The following is a 14,113-nucleotide window of genomic DNA, read 5'->3' as shown; positions in this document are numbered from 1 at the left end:
CACCGTACCGCTACAACAAGTCAGGCGACGGCGCCGGGCAGCATCCGTACGTATCGTCGCTGGTACATGTCCAGCAGCGGCTCGATCCGGTCCGTCGCCACCGACTCGAGCGCGTCGAAGACCCGCCGGTACTGCCGGATGAAGTGCCGGCTGGACGACGACAGGCTGGGCGAGAACAGGTCGACGAAGATGTAGCGGTCGTCCACGAGCTCGAAGCCGTGGAAGGGCGCCAGCGGCAGTTCCGCCTCCGCCGGAATGATCCGGAGGCTCACGTTGGGCAGGGCGGCCACCTCGCGGAGCCGGGCGATCTGGGCCAGCATGTCGGCCGGTCGGCACACCTGGTTGCCCAGCACGGCCTCGCTCATGACGAACGAGAAGGTCCGGTTCGGCTCGTAGAGCACCTGACTGCGCTTCATCCGGGCGGCGACGCCCTCAGAGACGGCGAGCGCCGAGTCGGCGCCCTGGTCGTCCTCCAGCCCGGTGCGCAGGCCGGTCAGGATCGCCCGCGCGTATTCGCTGGTCTGCAGCAGCCCGACGACCACCGCGGGCTGGAAGATGCGCACCTCGCGGGCGGGCGACTCGATCCGGCCGACGTGGTGCTGCCGGTTGGAGAGGTTCGGCTCGGTCGTCTGCCAGTCGGTGAGCTGGTTGTCCGAGTTGCCGGCGAGGGCGACGAGGCGGTCCACCTCGTCGGACGGCAGCTCCAGCCCCTCGGCGACCCGGCGGACGACGTGCGGGTCGGCGGGCGAGCGGCCGTTCTCGAGCCGGCTGATGGTGGCCTGGCTGAGACCCACCCGATCGCCCAGCGCCTGCCCGGACAACTGCTTGCGCTTGCGCCAGCGGGCCAGCGCCACGCCGACGGGTTCCTCGGGCTCGTCAGGAAAGGCGAGTGAATCGGTCACGTCACCCGCCTCCCTCCTGCGGTGCTCGTATCGGTCAGCTGCCGGCCTTCACCGCCTCGGCGAGAAGGTCGGCGGGGATCTCGACCAGCTGTTCGCCCGCCGGGATGTCGAGCCCGGTGGCTTCGGCGGTCACGGTGTAACCCTGAACCACATAGGTGTTGCGGTCGGTGCGGTAGACGGTGGGGCAGCCGCCCCCGCCGCACAGCTTGGTGACGAAGGTCAGCTGCGGGGCCGTGCCGTCTCGTTCAGTTCCCTGAACGACCGTTAAAGGGTGATTTGTCACAGGCAGAACATACAGCAGTTGTCAAGATCTTATGCGGACATCCTGCATAGTGTCATGCAACCACACGGTGGAGTGTACGGGTACCTCACCTGTCCCAACGTGAACAGGCGCAGGAAAACTATTCATGCACGGGTATCCGGCTTGTGCTGTGGTGCATAGCCATGGATATTCATAGGAGAGGGTCACCCAGAAAAACCGCACGGGGACATCTGGCTCCGCTGCGTGTTTCTCCGGCTTCCCGACAACGGCGTCGGGCCCTCGCAAGTGCATATGCGGCCCGCGGAGGTCCATCATGCTCCTCTCCTTCCCCACCCCGCCGTCTCTCTTGCTGCTGCCCTGCGCGTGATGCGCTCGCCGCGCCGGGCGGTCCCGCCGCTCGGAGCCGTGCTCCCCGCGGCCGCCGCGACGGTCGCCATCGGGGCCTCCCTCGTGCTCGTGGCCGCAGCCGCGGTCAGCGCCCCCTGAGTGGGTCGCCCTCTCCACCCGCGTTCGTTCCTTCGGACAGGAGAACGTCGATGACCGTTTCCGTGGTGGCCGGGATCGTCGCCCTGCTGGTGCTCCTGATCGTGCTGACCGAGGTCGTCTCGGCGGTGCTTCCCCTCATCATCGTGCTGACCTGCGTGCCCGAGCGGGAGCGCGACACCCTGGCCCGCGTGCTGGCCGCCATGGACTCCCGCCGCCGGCTGCGCGTGTGGCCGGCCCTGCGGCTGGCCGTGATCCTGCGGCGGCAGGAGATCGCCCAGGCCCGCGCCGCCCGCGATCCGCACCACAACCCGTACGCGCACCTCAACGCCCACTTCGCCGACATGCCGGGCGACGCGCCGCTCAACGAGCCGTACGGATTCGCCGAGCCGGTCAACCCGCCCGCCCGGGCCGCCGACTGACCGAGCCTGTGGACAACCCGCCGTTTCTGTCGGTCCCCGGGCGTATGGTCGGCCCCGTGCCCCGGGTGGGCGGGGGTCAGGGTGGCGTAGGTGGAGATCGACAGCGTGATCAGCCGGGGCTGGTGACGGTGTAGCGGCCGGCGGCGGGGGTCCGTACGGCGATCCAGTCGCCCTGCCGCTCGACGGTGGCGCCGTTGCCGGCGGTCAGCCAACGGCTCCACCGCAGGCGCACGGGGAAGGCGCCGGCCGTGGGGGCTTCGAGGACGAGCGAGGCGGCGTCCTGGCGCACGAGCGTGGCGGGCGCGGCGACGATCGGGCGGGCGCCGGTGACCGCGAAGAGCCGCCAGTGCGGGGCGCTCCACACCTCGGTCAGGTAGGGCAGGCCGGCCGTGACGAGCGCGGCCTCGGGGCGGCCCGACCAGGTGAGCTCGGCGTCGGGCACGGCGACGAACTGCACGGCGAGCTCGTCGAGCCAGGCGCGGTAGCTGTCGGCGGTCAGGGCCACCCCGGTGCCGCGGGCGCCGGGGATCTCGGTGAAGAACAGCGGGTTGCGGTCGAGGTCGGCCTGCCGCAGCCAGCCGCGGGCGAGCGGCACGTCCGCCATGTGGGCCGCTTCCCAGTAGTCGCGCGTGGCGGGGATCTCGACGCGGCCGGTGAGGTTCTCGCGCGCCAGGCGGTCGAGCAGAGGGCGGAAGTACGCGGCGTCGGCCGTCGGGTTGCCGATGTCGCGGAGGTCGCCGACCACGACGGGCGGTTGCCACCAGCAGGCGGCCGCGAGCACGACCGTCATGGCGGCCGCCTGGGGGATCCGGATGCGTGGGGGGAGAGCGGCGTACGCGGCCAGCACCGGCAGCGTGAACATGACGGCGAGGCGGGTCGCGTTCAGGCCCACGGGGGTGTGGACGAGCGCCGCGGCGAGGACGCCCGCGGAGGAGAGCAGGGCGCCGATCCGTACGGGGCGGCGCGGCACCAGGGCGGCGACCAGGAGCCCGGCGACGACGGCGCGCACGGTGTCGGTGCGGCTGATGTTCATCCAGCCGCCGTCGCCGAACAGCAGCGCGGTGACGGCCAGCGGGACGGCCGCGGGAACGGCGATCACCAGCCCGGGGCGTACGCGACCCGACAGCAGCAGCGCGACGCCGACCAGGCCCAGGAACAGCGCGACCACGGGGCTGGTCGCAGCCGCGACGAGCGCGAGCACCGCGGCGAGCCAGGCGCGCACGGTGGTCAGGGCGACCAGCGCCGCGAGGGCGAGGCAGACCCCCAGGCCGTACGTGACCCGGCCGCTCACCAGGTTGCCGGCCAGGCACAGCGTGCCGGCCACGGCGCCCAGCATCGGGCGCACGGCGTGGGTGCGGCGCAGCAGCACGGCGAACAGGACCGCGGCGGCCGTCAGGGCGAGCGCGCCGGTCACCCGTACGCCCAGCAACGCCATCACAGGCTGTGAGACCAGGCTGTAGCCGAGCTGGTTGACCCCGGCGTACCAGCGCAGGTCCATCAGGGTGTAGCCGTGCGCCGCGAAGAACCCGGCCCGGGCCTGCTGCGCGGCCAGGTCCGAGCCCATCGGCGGAAGCAGCAGGTAGGCGACGCCCAGAGCCACCGCGAGCACGGCGGTGACCCATTCCAGCCGGTGCCGAGCCCACACGCGACAAGACCCTACCGGTACGCCCGGGGGTTGCAGCGCGTCACGGTACGGTGGTCGCCATGCCCCGCCCCGCCGTCGTCCGCTACGCGGGCCTGGCCGGCAGCCTGTCGCTCGCGGTGGCCGCCCGGCTGGGCGGCGCGACGAACCCGTGGCAGCCGACGATCACGCCGGGCACGATCTTCACGGGCGACGACGGCGTGCTGCTGCCGCTGGCCTGGCTCGTGGGCACCGCCCTGCTGATCACGGCGTGGCTGGCCGGGCTGCGCGTGCGGCCGCTGCGGGCACGGTGGGCGTACGTCACGGCGGCGCTGTGGATGCTGCCGTTGCTGGCGTTCCTGCCGCTGGGCAGCTACGACGCGTACTCGTACGCCTGTCAGGGCTGGCAGCAGGGTGCGGGGCTCGACCCGTACGCCGGTGGAGTCTCGGTGCTCGGCTGCCCGTGGGCCGACGCGGTCGCACCCACCTGGCGTGACGCGCCCGCGCCGTACGGGCCGCTGTTCCTGGTGCTCGCGGGCGTGGCCGCGGCGAGCGGTTCCCTGGCCGGCACGCTCGCCGGGCTGCGGGTGATCGCGCTGCTCGGGATCGCGCTGATCGCCGTCGCGCTGCCCGTGCTCGCCCGCCGCGGGGGCGTCCCGCTGGGGCGTGCGGTGTGGCTGATCCTGGCCTGCCCGCTGGTGCCCGTGCACCTGGTGTCCGGGGCCCACAACGACGCGCTGATGGTCGGGCTGCTGGTCGCCGGTCTGGCTGTCGCCGTGCGGCGGCGCGGCTGGGCGGCGGGGGTGCTGCTGGGGCTGGCCGTCGCGGTGAAGGCCACGGCTGTGGTCGTCGTGCCGTTCGCGCTGCTGCTGCTGGTCGACCGCCGCAGCGACCCGGTGGCCGGTCGTCGCAGCGGCGCCGCGGCCGACGGCGGCAGCGAATCGGCGGGCGACGGCGGCAACGAATCGGCGCAGCCTGTGGACAACTCGGCGATCCTGTCGGACCCGGGGCCTAAGGTCGGGCCCGTCCCTGGGTGGGCGGGGGAGGCGGTGGCCCACCGGGCCGGGAAGCCGCCGCCCGGCCGGGGACACGAGCCGACGGCGCCGGGCAAGCCGAGCAGCGCGACGGCGCTGCGGGAACTGCTGCGCCCCGGCGCGGCCCTGGCCGGGGGCGTGCTGGTCGCGCTGGCGGCAACCTCCCTGATCGGCGGCCGGGGCTTCGGCTGGGTCACGGCGCTCAGCGGCAGCGGCGTCTCGGTGCAGTGGACGTCCCCGCCGACGGCGGTCGGCATGACCGTCGGCCTGGTCGGGCCGGACGCGGTGCCGGTCACCCGGGTGCTCGGCATCGTGGCGCTGGCGGTCCTGCTGGCGTACCTCTGGTGGCGCGCCCGCCGGCGGGAGCCGCTGCTCCACGCCGGATACGCGCTGGCGGCGACGGTGCTGCTGGCGCCGGTGTTCCATCCCTGGTACGCGCTCTGGCCGCTGGCGGTGCTGGCGGCGACCCTGCACCACCACCTCCGGGTGCTCGTCGTCCCGTGCGCGGTGGCGAGCGCGCTCTGCCTGCCCGACGGCTACAACCTTGCGCTGGCCGTGAAGACTCAGGGAGCCGTCGCCATGACGGCCCTCCTCCTCTACCTTGCGTGGAAGTATGCGAAAAATCGGAATAGTCGTGGCGGCCGTGGCGGTCACGTTCCTGGTCGTCTATCTCGCCGAGACGCGTAACGGCTACTTCGACTCCAAGGTCTACTACGGCGCGATCCAGTACTGGTTCAACGGCGACGGCGGCATGGTCTACGACTGGCTGCGCCCGGGAACGCCGTACGGCTTCACCTATCCGCCGTTCGCGGGGCTGGTCATGCTGCCGATGGCGGTCCTGCCGTTCGGTGCCGTCGTGGTGCTCGCGGTCGTCGCGACCGTGCTCACGACGGCGCTGCTCACGTGGTGGTTCGCCGGGCCGCTGATCCGTCGCCGGGGGTGGACGGTCTGGTTCGCGTACGCGATCGCGGTGTGCCTGGCGATCTCGTTCGAGCCGGTGCGCGAGACGATCACCTTCGGCCAGGTGAACACGCTGCTGCTGACGCTGGTCGCCGGCGACATGCTGTTCGGCCTGGCGAAGGGCCGCAAGTGGGCGGGCGTCGGCATCGGACTGGCCACCGCGATCAAGCTGACGCCGGGCGTCTTCATCGTCTATCTGCTGGTGACCCGGCGCTGGCGGGCGGCCGCGACGGCGAGCGGCACCGCGGCCGGCGTCACGCTGCTGGCCGCCGCGATCTTCCCGGACGAGTCCCGCGAGTTCTGGACCTCGGCGCTGTGGGACACCAACCGCGTGGGTGTGCTGTCCTTTCTGTCCAACCAGTCCGAGCGCGGCTTCCTCGCCCGCCTGCCGATCGAGCAGGCCGAGGCGAGGGTCTGGCTGGTCTGCGTGCTGCTCACGCTGGCCGGCTGGGCGTGGCGGGTCGCCAAGGCGCCGGACGACGTCATGGGCGGGCTCGCGCTCACCGGCGTGCTGGGCTGCCTGATCAGCCCGGTCACCTGGATCCACCACTGCGTGTGGCTGCTGCCGGCGATCGTCCGCTGCATCGACGCGGGGACGCGCCGGGAGCGGATCCTGGGCGGCGCCGCCTATCTGATCATGACGTCCCGGCTCACCTGGCTGTGGGAGAAGCGCCCGCGCCCCCCGCTGGAGCTGATCGGCGGCAACCTCTATGTCTGGTTCAGCCTGGCCCTGCTGATCTGGACACCCATCGGCACCCGTCGTTCAGCGGACGTCCACGAGCCGGACAAGGTCCTCACGTAGTCAGAGCGCATGCGCAAACGCTCGGCACTCGCCCTGATCGGCCTGGCCGCGACCGTGGTCGCGGCGCCCGCGTCGGCCCACCCGGCCGACCCCGCCTGGAAGCGGCTGTCCACCTTCCCGGCCTATCTGAACTCGTCGATCGACGACACGGCCGCCGCCGAGATCTCCACGGTCACCGAGGACGGCCGTACGGTCGTCTACACCGACAGCCCCGGCAAGCGGCTCGGCTTCGTCGACATCACCGACCCCGGCCGGCCCCGGCCGGGCGGCACGCTGGCCCTCGACGGCGAGCCCACCTCGGTGGCGCACCTCGGCCACCTGCTGCTCGCGGCCGTCAACACGCGCCCGAGCTTCACCGACCCGTCCGGCAAGCTCGTGGTGGTCGACGACCGCACCCGCGAGGTCGTGCGCGAGATCGACCTGGGTGGCCAGCCGGACTCGGTCGCGGTGGCGCCCAGCGGCCGCTACATCGCGGTGGCGATCGAGAACGAGCGCGACGAGGACGTCGACGACGGCGCGATCCCGCAGCTGCCCGCCGGCTACCTCTCGGTGGTCGACACCCGCACGTGGCAGGCCTCCAGGGTCGAGCTCACCGGGCTGGCCGCGGTCGCCCCGGCCGACCCCGAGCCGGAGTACGTCAGCGTCAACTCCCGCGACGAGGCCGTCGTCTCGCTGCAGGAGAACAACCACGTCGCGATCGTCTCGCTGCGGACCCGCAAGGTGGTGCGGCACTTCTCCGCGGGCAGCGTCACGGTGTCCGGCGTGGACACCAAGGACGACGACAGCATCACGCTCGACGGCGCCATCACCGCGAAGCGGGAGCCGGACGGCGTCGCGTGGATCACCGACGACCTGTTCGCGGCGGCGAACGAGGGCGACTACGAGGGCGGCTCGCGCGGCTGGACGATCTTCTCGCGCGACGGCCGGGTCGTCTGGGACGCGGGCAACTCGCTCGAGCACCTCGCCGTCGAGCACGGCCTCTATCCGGACAAGCGGTCGGACGCCAAGGGCATCGAGCCCGAGAACGTGGCGTTCGCCCGGATCGGCCGTACGCCGTACGTCTTCGTCAACGCCGAACGCGGCAACTTCACCGCCGTCTACGACGTGTCGAACCCCCGGCACCCGCGGTTCGAGCAGCTGCTGCCGACCACCAACGGCCCCGAGGGCGTCGTCGCGGTGCCGTCGCGCGGGCTGGTGGTGGTGTCCAGTGAGGAGGAGATCCCGGACGCGAACATCCGCGGCTCGGTGCAGATCTACGGCCTCGGCCACGGGCAGTTCCCGTCGATCGTCTCCGGCGACCTGATCCCGTTCGGCACGCTGTCGGGGCTCTCCGCGGTGCCCGGCAGGCGTTCCCGGCTCGTCGCGGTGACCGACTCGGCGTACACCCCGACCCGGATCCTGACCATCGACACCGCCGCCCGCCCGGCGAAGATCACCGGGCAGCTGACCGTCACCAAGGACGGCAAGCCCGCCGGATACGACGCCGAAGCAGTGGTCGCCCGCGACAGGGGCGGCTATTGGCTGGCGAGCGAGACACCGAACCTTCTCGTACGCCTCGACGCACGCGGCGCCGTACAGCAGGAGATCACGCTGCCCGCGGACATCGCCGCGGCCGTCACCAGCAACGGCTTCGAGGGCGTGGCCGAGCGCGGTGGCGCCGTCTGGGTCGCGATCCAGCGCCCGCTCAGGACCGACCCGCAGAACGTCGTCCGGATCGGCCGGTACGACCTGCGGACCGGCGCGTGGTCGTGGCTGCTCTACCCGCTCGACGCCGCGCCGCTGGGCTGGACCGGGCTGTCCGAGCTCGTCGCGGTCGGCGGCACCACGTTCGCCGTGATCGAGCGCGACAACCAGCGCGGCCCGCAGGCCTCGGTCAAGAAGGTGTACGCCTTCGACGTGCCCGCCACGTGGACGGGCACGCCGACCGTGCGCAAGCGGCTCGTCAAGGACCTGCTGCCGCTGCTCCGGGCGGACAACGGCTGGGTGCAGGACAAGGTGGAGGGTCTCGCCGTGGGCGGGGACGGGCAGACGTACGCCGTCACCGACAACGACGCCCTCGACGACGCCACCGGCGAGACCGTCTTCCTGCGCCTCGGTCGCCTGCTCTAGATGAGCCCGGCCGCCGTCGCCATCGTGGTGCCGGCGGCCCGGCGGTACGCCTCGTCGAAGCCCGCGTCGCCCAGCGCGGCGCGGGCCTCGACCGTGATCCGCTCGACGTCCGGCACCGACAGGTCCCGATAGCCGCGCACCGCGTCCGACGCGCCGAGCAGGAACGCCGATCGCTCGGCGTCGCCCTCGACCAGCGCCAGGTCGGCGAGGCCGACCAGCGTCAGCGCGATGACCGGCGAGTCCCGCGACTCCACCGCGATGCGCAGCGCGGCGGTGTGCTCCTCGCGGGCCGTGTCGAGGTTGCCCGCGGCGGCGCTGATCAGCGCCCGGGTGTGCAGGGCCATCGCCCGGAACTGCGGGACCATCGCCGGGTGGCGCATCCGGTCCATCGCGTCGTCGATGCTGCGCCGGGCCAGATCCAGGTCGCCGGTCATCCGGGCGAACGTCGCGGTCCCGTACGCCACCCCGACCAGCACCTCGGGCAGCGCGACCTCCTCGGCCCCCGCCCGCGCCTGCTCGAGCACCGTCCGCGCCTCCGCCTGCTCGCCCGCGAGCCACAGCTGGTGCGCGAGCTTCATCTGCATCTGCGGCAGGTCCTCGCGCATGCCGACCTCCCGGGCCAGCGCGAGCGCGTCGCGCTGCCAGCCCACCGCCGTCGCGAAGTCGCCCCGCGCCGCGGCCAGGTCGCCCAGCGAGCTGAGCGCGAACCCCATGCCCCACCGCTCGCCGATCGCGCGGAAGCCGGCCAGCGACTCGCGCATGTCGGCCTCGGCCACCTCGGCGCTCTGCCCGAAGTTCAGCCGCATCTGCGCCACGAACAGCTTCGCCACCGCCCGCAGCCACGGGTCCGGGTCGTCGAACAGCGGCTCCGCCAGCGCGAACCCGCTGTCGGGGCCGACCTCGTCGTTGAACATCGCCGCCAGCGGGGGGATCAGCCGCAGCGCCGGGTGCTTCGACACCAGCCCTGTGCCCTGCTCGGCGGCCAGCCGGAACTCGCCCTGCACCCGGCCGATCGACAGCCCGCCCTCCAGTCCGTTGATCGCCGCGTACGCGTGGACCAGCACGACGTCCTCCGGGTCCGCGCCGCCCGGCATCGACGACACCTCCGCGGCCAGCCCGGCGCCCTCCGACCGGTGGCCGCCGAGCCACCAGTACCAGCCCAGCCGGGCCACCAGCGCGGCGGCGGTCGCCCGGTCGCCCGCCTCGATCGCCGCGCGCACCGAGCCGTGCAGGTTGTCGTGCTCGGCGCCCAGCCGGGCCAGCCACTCCAGCTGGCCGGAGCCGCGCAGCTGCGGATCGGCCGCGGCCGCGAGGTCGATCAGCCGGCGGGCCAGCGCGAGCCGCTGCGACTCGCTCTCGCCCGCCTCCGCGAGCCGCTCCAGCCCGTACTCCCGGATCGTCTCCAGCATGCGGTAGCGCCCGTCGCGGCCGAGCACGAGCAGCGACTTGTCGGTCAGCGCGGCGAGCGTGTCCAGGTCGGTGCCGCACACCGCCTCCGCCATGGGCAGGTCCGCGCCGCCCTTGAACAGCGCGAACCGCCGCCACAGCCGCCGCTCGGGCTCGCCGAGCAGGTCCCAGCTCCAGTCGACGACCGCGCGCAGCGTCTGGTGGCGGGGGAGCGCGGTGCGGTTGCCGCCGGTCAGCAGCCGGAACCGGTCGGCCAGGCGGTCGGCCAGCACGGCGACGGGCAGGGCGCGCAGGCGGGCCGCGGCCAGCTCGATCGCGAGCGGCATGCCGTCCAGCGCGCGGCAGATCCGGACGACCGCCTCGACGTTGTCCTCGGTGAGCGCGAAGCCCGCGGCGCGGTCGAGCAGCAGCCGTACGGCCGGGAACCCGGCAGCGGCCGAGGCGTCCGCACCCACCGGCGGCAGCGCCAGCGGCTCGACCGGATGGACCTGTTCGCCCGGGATGCCCAGCGGCTCGCGGGTGGTGGTCAGCAGCCGCAACCCCGGCGCGGCGCGCAGGATCTCGTCGGCGACCTCCGCGGCGGCGGCGATCAGGTGCTCGCAGTTGTCGAGGATCAGCACCATCGTGCGGCCCGCGAACGCCTCGCGCAGACCGGCCCGCTCGCCGCGTCCCGGCCGGTCGATCAGGGCCTGGCCGCGCAGGTTGAGCGCGCTCAGGATCGCCTGCGGCACGTCGGCCGGGTCGGTCACCGGGGCCAGCTCGACCCGCCACACCTCGGCGTCGAGGCTCGCGCCCACCTCGACCGACAGGCGGGTCTTGCCGCTGCCGCCGGGGCCGGCCAGGCTCACCAGGCGGTGCCGGGCGAGCAGGTCGCGCACGGCCCGGACGTCGGACTCGCGCCCGACGAAGCTGCTCACCGCGGCGGGCAGGTTGCCGCGGCTGCGCTCCGAGCCGCGCAGCAGGTCGAGGTGCACCGCTTGCAGCGCGGACGACGGGTCGGCGCCGAGCTCGTCGGCCAGCCGGGCGCGGGTGGCCTCGTACACCTCGAGGGCCCGGCCCGGGTTGCCGTTGAGCTGCAGGGCCCGCATCAGCAGCCCCGCCAGCGACTCGTCGAGCGGGTCGGCGGCGAGCATGCTCTCCAGCTCGGGCACGACGTTGCGGGTCCCGAGGTCGTCGGCGAGGCGCTGCTTGAGCGCCAGCAGGCGCAGCTGCTCCAGCCGTACGGCCTCGGCGCGCGCGACCTCGGGGAACTCCAGGTCGCCGCGCCACAGCTCGAGCGCCGCGGCGGGATCGCTGGTGGCCAGCCGGGTGAAGACGGAGGCGTCCACGCTCTCCGGGCCGATCATCAGGCGGTAGCCGTGCGGCGCCGCCTCGACCACCAACTCGGGTGCGGCGCGGCGCAGCCGGGAGACCAGCGCCTGCAACGCGTTGCCGGCGGCCGCGGGCGGATCGTCGCCCCACACGCCGTCGATCAGCCGGTCGGTGGAGACGACCCGGCCCGGCTCGAGCGCGAGCAGGATCAGCAGCGTGCGCAGGCGGGCGCCCGCGACCGGGACCCTCTCGCCGGTGCGGCCGCGCAGCTCCAACGGCCCGAGCACCGCGATCTCCACCCGTACGATTCTGCCCCCTCGCGCCGGGGGCCGGGCCCCGGCTCCTCGCCGCCGCTCAGAGATCGCGGCCCGGGCGGTCCGAGACCGGCCAGAAGTACGGCAGGTCGTCCGGCACGTCCGGCCCGAACAGCGGGCGGTAGAGCTCCGGGTCCTTGCGCACCAGCGCCGACTGGTGGCTGCGGTGCACCTCCGGGTGGCCCAGCCAGGGCGGCAGCTCGCCGGCCTTCCCGAGTTCCTCCTGCGTACGGATCTCCGTGCCCGCCCCCAGGTCGGCGATCAGCGTCGCCGCGGTGGTGTCGGCCCGTCCGGTCGCCGTCCACACGTCCACCATGTCCAGTCCGTAGCGGACCAGCGCCTCCTCGTACCCGCGCCACATCTTCACGGCCGGGTGGTGCCGCCACCCGTACCCCGGCGTGGTGAGCCCGCGCAGCACCTGGATCGTCTCGACCCGCTGCTTGCCGAGCCTTTTCTGGTCGAGCACCTTGGCCGAGGCGAGGAAGTCCGCGTACGGGAGAAACGTCTGCACGGCTCCGACGCTACTGGCCCACGGTGGCGGCCGCTTCTCCGCTCACCGGAACGGTGGCCTCAGGCGACCCCGACGGCCCCGCGGACGGCGGCGGCCAGGCTCGCCGGCGGCGGCGTGGATCAGGCTCGTCGGCGACCACGTCAGCGCCGGCGCGATCACGACCGCGTGCACGTCGGCGGCGGGCAGGTCCGCCCGGACGGCGCCGTCCTTCTGCGCCCGTTCGACCGCCTCGATCTTCGTGGGGTCGGCCGGGAACAGCGCGCCCCTCGGCGAGTTCTCCAGACGAGCCCACATGGACAGCCGCACGATCTCGGGTCGTTGCAGGTAGGCGTCGTAAAGACGGACGGCGTAGCCGGGCAGGTCCGCCGCGTCCAACGGGACCCGGTCGACCACCCCCTCGACCACGTCGGCGAGAACGGCGTCGAGCAGCCCTTTCGCCGTAGGTTCGATACGAACCAGTTCGTATCGGAGAAGCTGACATGACGACGCCCCACGAGGGCCCGGACGACCGGGAGCGCATCCGCCGGGCCCTGGCCATCGGCCCGGCCTCGAGCGCCCGGCAACGGACCGTGGACATCACGACGACCGGAGCACGCACCGGCCTTCCGCGCCGGATCGAGACCTGGTTCTACCGCTTCGAGGACCGCATCTACCTCAGCGGCCTCCCGGGACGCCGAGGCTGGCTGGCCAACCTGGCGGCCGCCCCGCGGCTGACCTTCCACCTCAAGCACGGCATCCACGCCGACCTGCCGGCCACCGCCCGGATCGTCACCGGCGAGCAGGAGCGCAGCCGCGCGTTCACGCACTTCGTAACCGAGTTCAACCAGCCGCACGATCCCGCCCGCATCGGCAGGCGGACCTCCGTCGCGGAGTGGATGGCCGGCAGCCCGCTCGTCGAGGTGGTGTTCGACGACCCCGCGCTGCGGCCGGTGGCGCCGCCGCGCGTGGTTGGATGAACGGGTGAAGGTTTCCGACGTGGCCGACAAGGAGCGCTTCGAGGCGCGCGACGACGACGGGGTGCTGGCCGGGGTGCTCACCTACCAGGTCACCGGCAACGTCATCGCGTACACGCACACCCGCGTCGAGCCCGCGTTCGAGGGCCACGGCGTCGGCTCGGCGCTGGCCCGGGCGGCGATGGACGACGCCCGGGACAGGGGCCGCCTGGTCGTGCCGATCTGCCCGTTCCTCGGCGACTGGCTCGACGAGCACCACGAGTACGACAAGATCGTGGCGCGGCAGACCCGGCGGGTCAGGTGAACGGGGTGATCGGGCGCTCCTGCGGCTCGCCGTCGATCACCAGGTCGACCCGCTCGTTGTAGAAGCAGACCAGGTCGCGGATCTTCGTGATCTCGGGAATCGGCTCGGGATAGCTCCAGGCCGCGTCGGCCAGCTTCGGATGCGAGAAGTACCGGGCCACCCCCTTGTACGGGCACTGGGTCACCGTCTCGCTCGCGGTCAGCAGGTCGCTGCGCACGTCGGCGAACGGCAGGTAGTAGCGCGGCGGCAGGTACGTCTCGTAGAGCACAACCGGCCGCGTGCTGTTGGCGACCTCCTCGCCCTCGATGAACACCTGGACCCGGCGGGACGAGTGCAGCGCGTCCACCCGGTGGTAGGGCGAGCGGGCGTGCAGGTACACCCGCTCGTCCTCCTCGTACCAGTCGAGAAGCTCCCACGAGAACGTGACGTGCCCGTCGAGCTCGGTGAAGCGGTCGTTGCGCCAGGCGGCGTCCTCGGCGCGGCGCCCGTCGGCCACCACGGACCACCGGCCCGCGGACTCGTCGACGAGCACGCCCGGACGGACGTCGTCGAGCGGGATGAAGTACGTCGGCAGCCCGTCCGGGCCGATCTGGTTGAGCAGCAGCGCACGGTTGCTGTCGGCGACGACGGTCCAGCCCAGGCGCACCCGGATCCGGCGCGGGGTCGGCTCGATCGTCGTCTCGGGAGACTTGAAGACAAACATCCCTCCGGCGTACAC

13 protein-coding genes are annotated in these 14,113 nt (G+C 73.2%); 6 read left to right on the top strand and 7 right to left on the bottom strand.

What is annotated here, in order from left to right:
* Window positions 1-20 precede the first annotated feature (20 nt).
* Window positions 21-902, bottom strand: coding sequence for a helix-turn-helix domain-containing protein (locus tag ACSNN8_RS37290; RefSeq protein ID WP_436654876.1), 882 nt, complete (start codon window positions 900-902; stop codon window positions 21-23).
* Window positions 903-936: 34 nt separating this feature from the next.
* The gene (locus ACSNN8_RS37285) at window positions 937-1,185 is read right to left on the bottom strand and encodes a hypothetical protein (protein ID WP_436654875.1); all 249 of its coding nucleotides are present in this window, start codon (window positions 1,183-1,185) and stop codon (window positions 937-939) included.
* 515 nt (window positions 1,186-1,700) lie between these two features.
* On the opposite strand from ACSNN8_RS37285, the gene ACSNN8_RS37280 reads away from it, so the two are divergent.
* Complete coding sequence (locus ACSNN8_RS37280) at window positions 1,701-2,069, top strand: hypothetical protein (RefSeq protein ID WP_436654874.1); 369 nt, start codon at window positions 1,701-1,703, stop codon at window positions 2,067-2,069.
* Window positions 2,070-2,178: 109 nt separating this feature from the next.
* Here the strand turns inward: ACSNN8_RS37280 and ACSNN8_RS37275 are convergent, their stop codons facing one another.
* Entirely contained in the window at window positions 2,179-3,633 is a 1,455-nt protein-coding gene (locus tag ACSNN8_RS37275) for a hypothetical protein (RefSeq protein WP_436655581.1), read from the bottom strand.
* Window positions 3,634-3,689: 56 nt separating this feature from the next.
* On the opposite strand from ACSNN8_RS37275, the gene mptB reads away from it, so the two are divergent.
* The 3 genes from mptB to ACSNN8_RS37260 are packed head-to-tail and all read left to right on the top strand — an operon-like array spanning window position 3,690 to window position 8,595.
* Window positions 3,690-5,411, top strand: coding sequence for a polyprenol phosphomannose-dependent alpha 1,6 mannosyltransferase MptB (mptB, locus tag ACSNN8_RS37270; RefSeq protein WP_436655579.1), 1,722 nt, complete (start codon window positions 3,690-3,692; stop codon window positions 5,409-5,411).
* A complete protein-coding gene (locus ACSNN8_RS37265; RefSeq protein WP_436654873.1) occupies window positions 5,338-6,486 on the top strand; it encodes a glycosyltransferase 87 family protein in 1,149 nt (382 codons plus the stop codon). The genes mptB and ACSNN8_RS37265 overlap by 74 nt, the downstream gene beginning before the upstream one ends.
* Before the next feature lie 9 nt (window positions 6,487-6,495).
* Window positions 6,496-8,595, top strand: coding sequence for an esterase-like activity of phytase family protein (locus tag ACSNN8_RS37260; protein ID WP_436654872.1), 2,100 nt, complete (start codon window positions 6,496-6,498; stop codon window positions 8,593-8,595).
* Here ACSNN8_RS37260 and ACSNN8_RS37255 read toward each other — a convergent pair.
* From ACSNN8_RS37255 to ACSNN8_RS37245, 3 genes are read right to left on the bottom strand one after another with little or no spacing between them, the layout of a single operon-like run.
* Window positions 8,592-11,612, bottom strand: a complete 3,021-nt coding sequence (locus tag ACSNN8_RS37255; protein WP_436654871.1) for a BTAD domain-containing putative transcriptional regulator — start codon at window positions 11,610-11,612, stop codon at window positions 8,592-8,594. The genes ACSNN8_RS37260 and ACSNN8_RS37255 overlap by 4 nt on opposite strands.
* Window positions 11,613-11,667: 55 nt before the next feature.
* Window positions 11,668-12,138 (bottom strand): MSMEG_6728 family protein, encoded by a 471-nt coding sequence (locus ACSNN8_RS37250; RefSeq protein WP_436654870.1) that lies wholly within the window; start codon window positions 12,136-12,138, stop codon window positions 11,668-11,670.
* A gap of 42 nt (window positions 12,139-12,180) precedes the next feature.
* Window positions 12,181-12,543 carry a hypothetical protein gene (locus tag ACSNN8_RS37245; protein ID WP_436654869.1) on the bottom strand — a complete coding sequence of 121 codons (363 nt, stop codon included), beginning with the start codon at window positions 12,541-12,543 and terminating at the stop codon, window positions 12,181-12,183.
* A 74-nt stretch (window positions 12,544-12,617) separates the two neighbouring features.
* On the opposite strand from ACSNN8_RS37245, the gene ACSNN8_RS37240 reads away from it, so the two are divergent.
* Together ACSNN8_RS37240 and ACSNN8_RS37235 are read left to right on the top strand one after the other, a co-directional pair.
* On the top strand, window positions 12,618-13,094 hold the full coding sequence (locus ACSNN8_RS37240; RefSeq protein ID WP_436654868.1) for a nitroreductase/quinone reductase family protein: 477 nt from the start codon (window positions 12,618-12,620) through the stop codon (window positions 13,092-13,094).
* 4 nt (window positions 13,095-13,098) lie between these two features.
* Window positions 13,099-13,395 (top strand): GNAT family N-acetyltransferase, encoded by a 297-nt coding sequence (locus ACSNN8_RS37235; RefSeq protein ID WP_436654867.1) that lies wholly within the window; start codon window positions 13,099-13,101, stop codon window positions 13,393-13,395.
* Here the strand turns inward: ACSNN8_RS37235 and ACSNN8_RS37230 are convergent.
* On the bottom strand, window positions 13,388-14,098 hold the full coding sequence (locus ACSNN8_RS37230) for a DUF427 domain-containing protein (RefSeq protein ID WP_436654866.1): 711 nt from the start codon (window positions 14,096-14,098) through the stop codon (window positions 13,388-13,390). The genes ACSNN8_RS37235 and ACSNN8_RS37230 overlap by 8 nt on opposite strands.
* Window positions 14,099-14,113 lie beyond the last annotated feature (15 nt).

The sequence above is a fragment of the Actinoplanes sp. URMC 104 genome (assembly GCF_051386375.1).
GTDB lineage: Bacteria > Actinomycetota > Actinomycetes > Mycobacteriales > Micromonosporaceae > Actinoplanes.
Note: the sequence above shows the minus strand (reverse complement) of the source record. Positions and strands in the feature narration are given on the sequence as shown.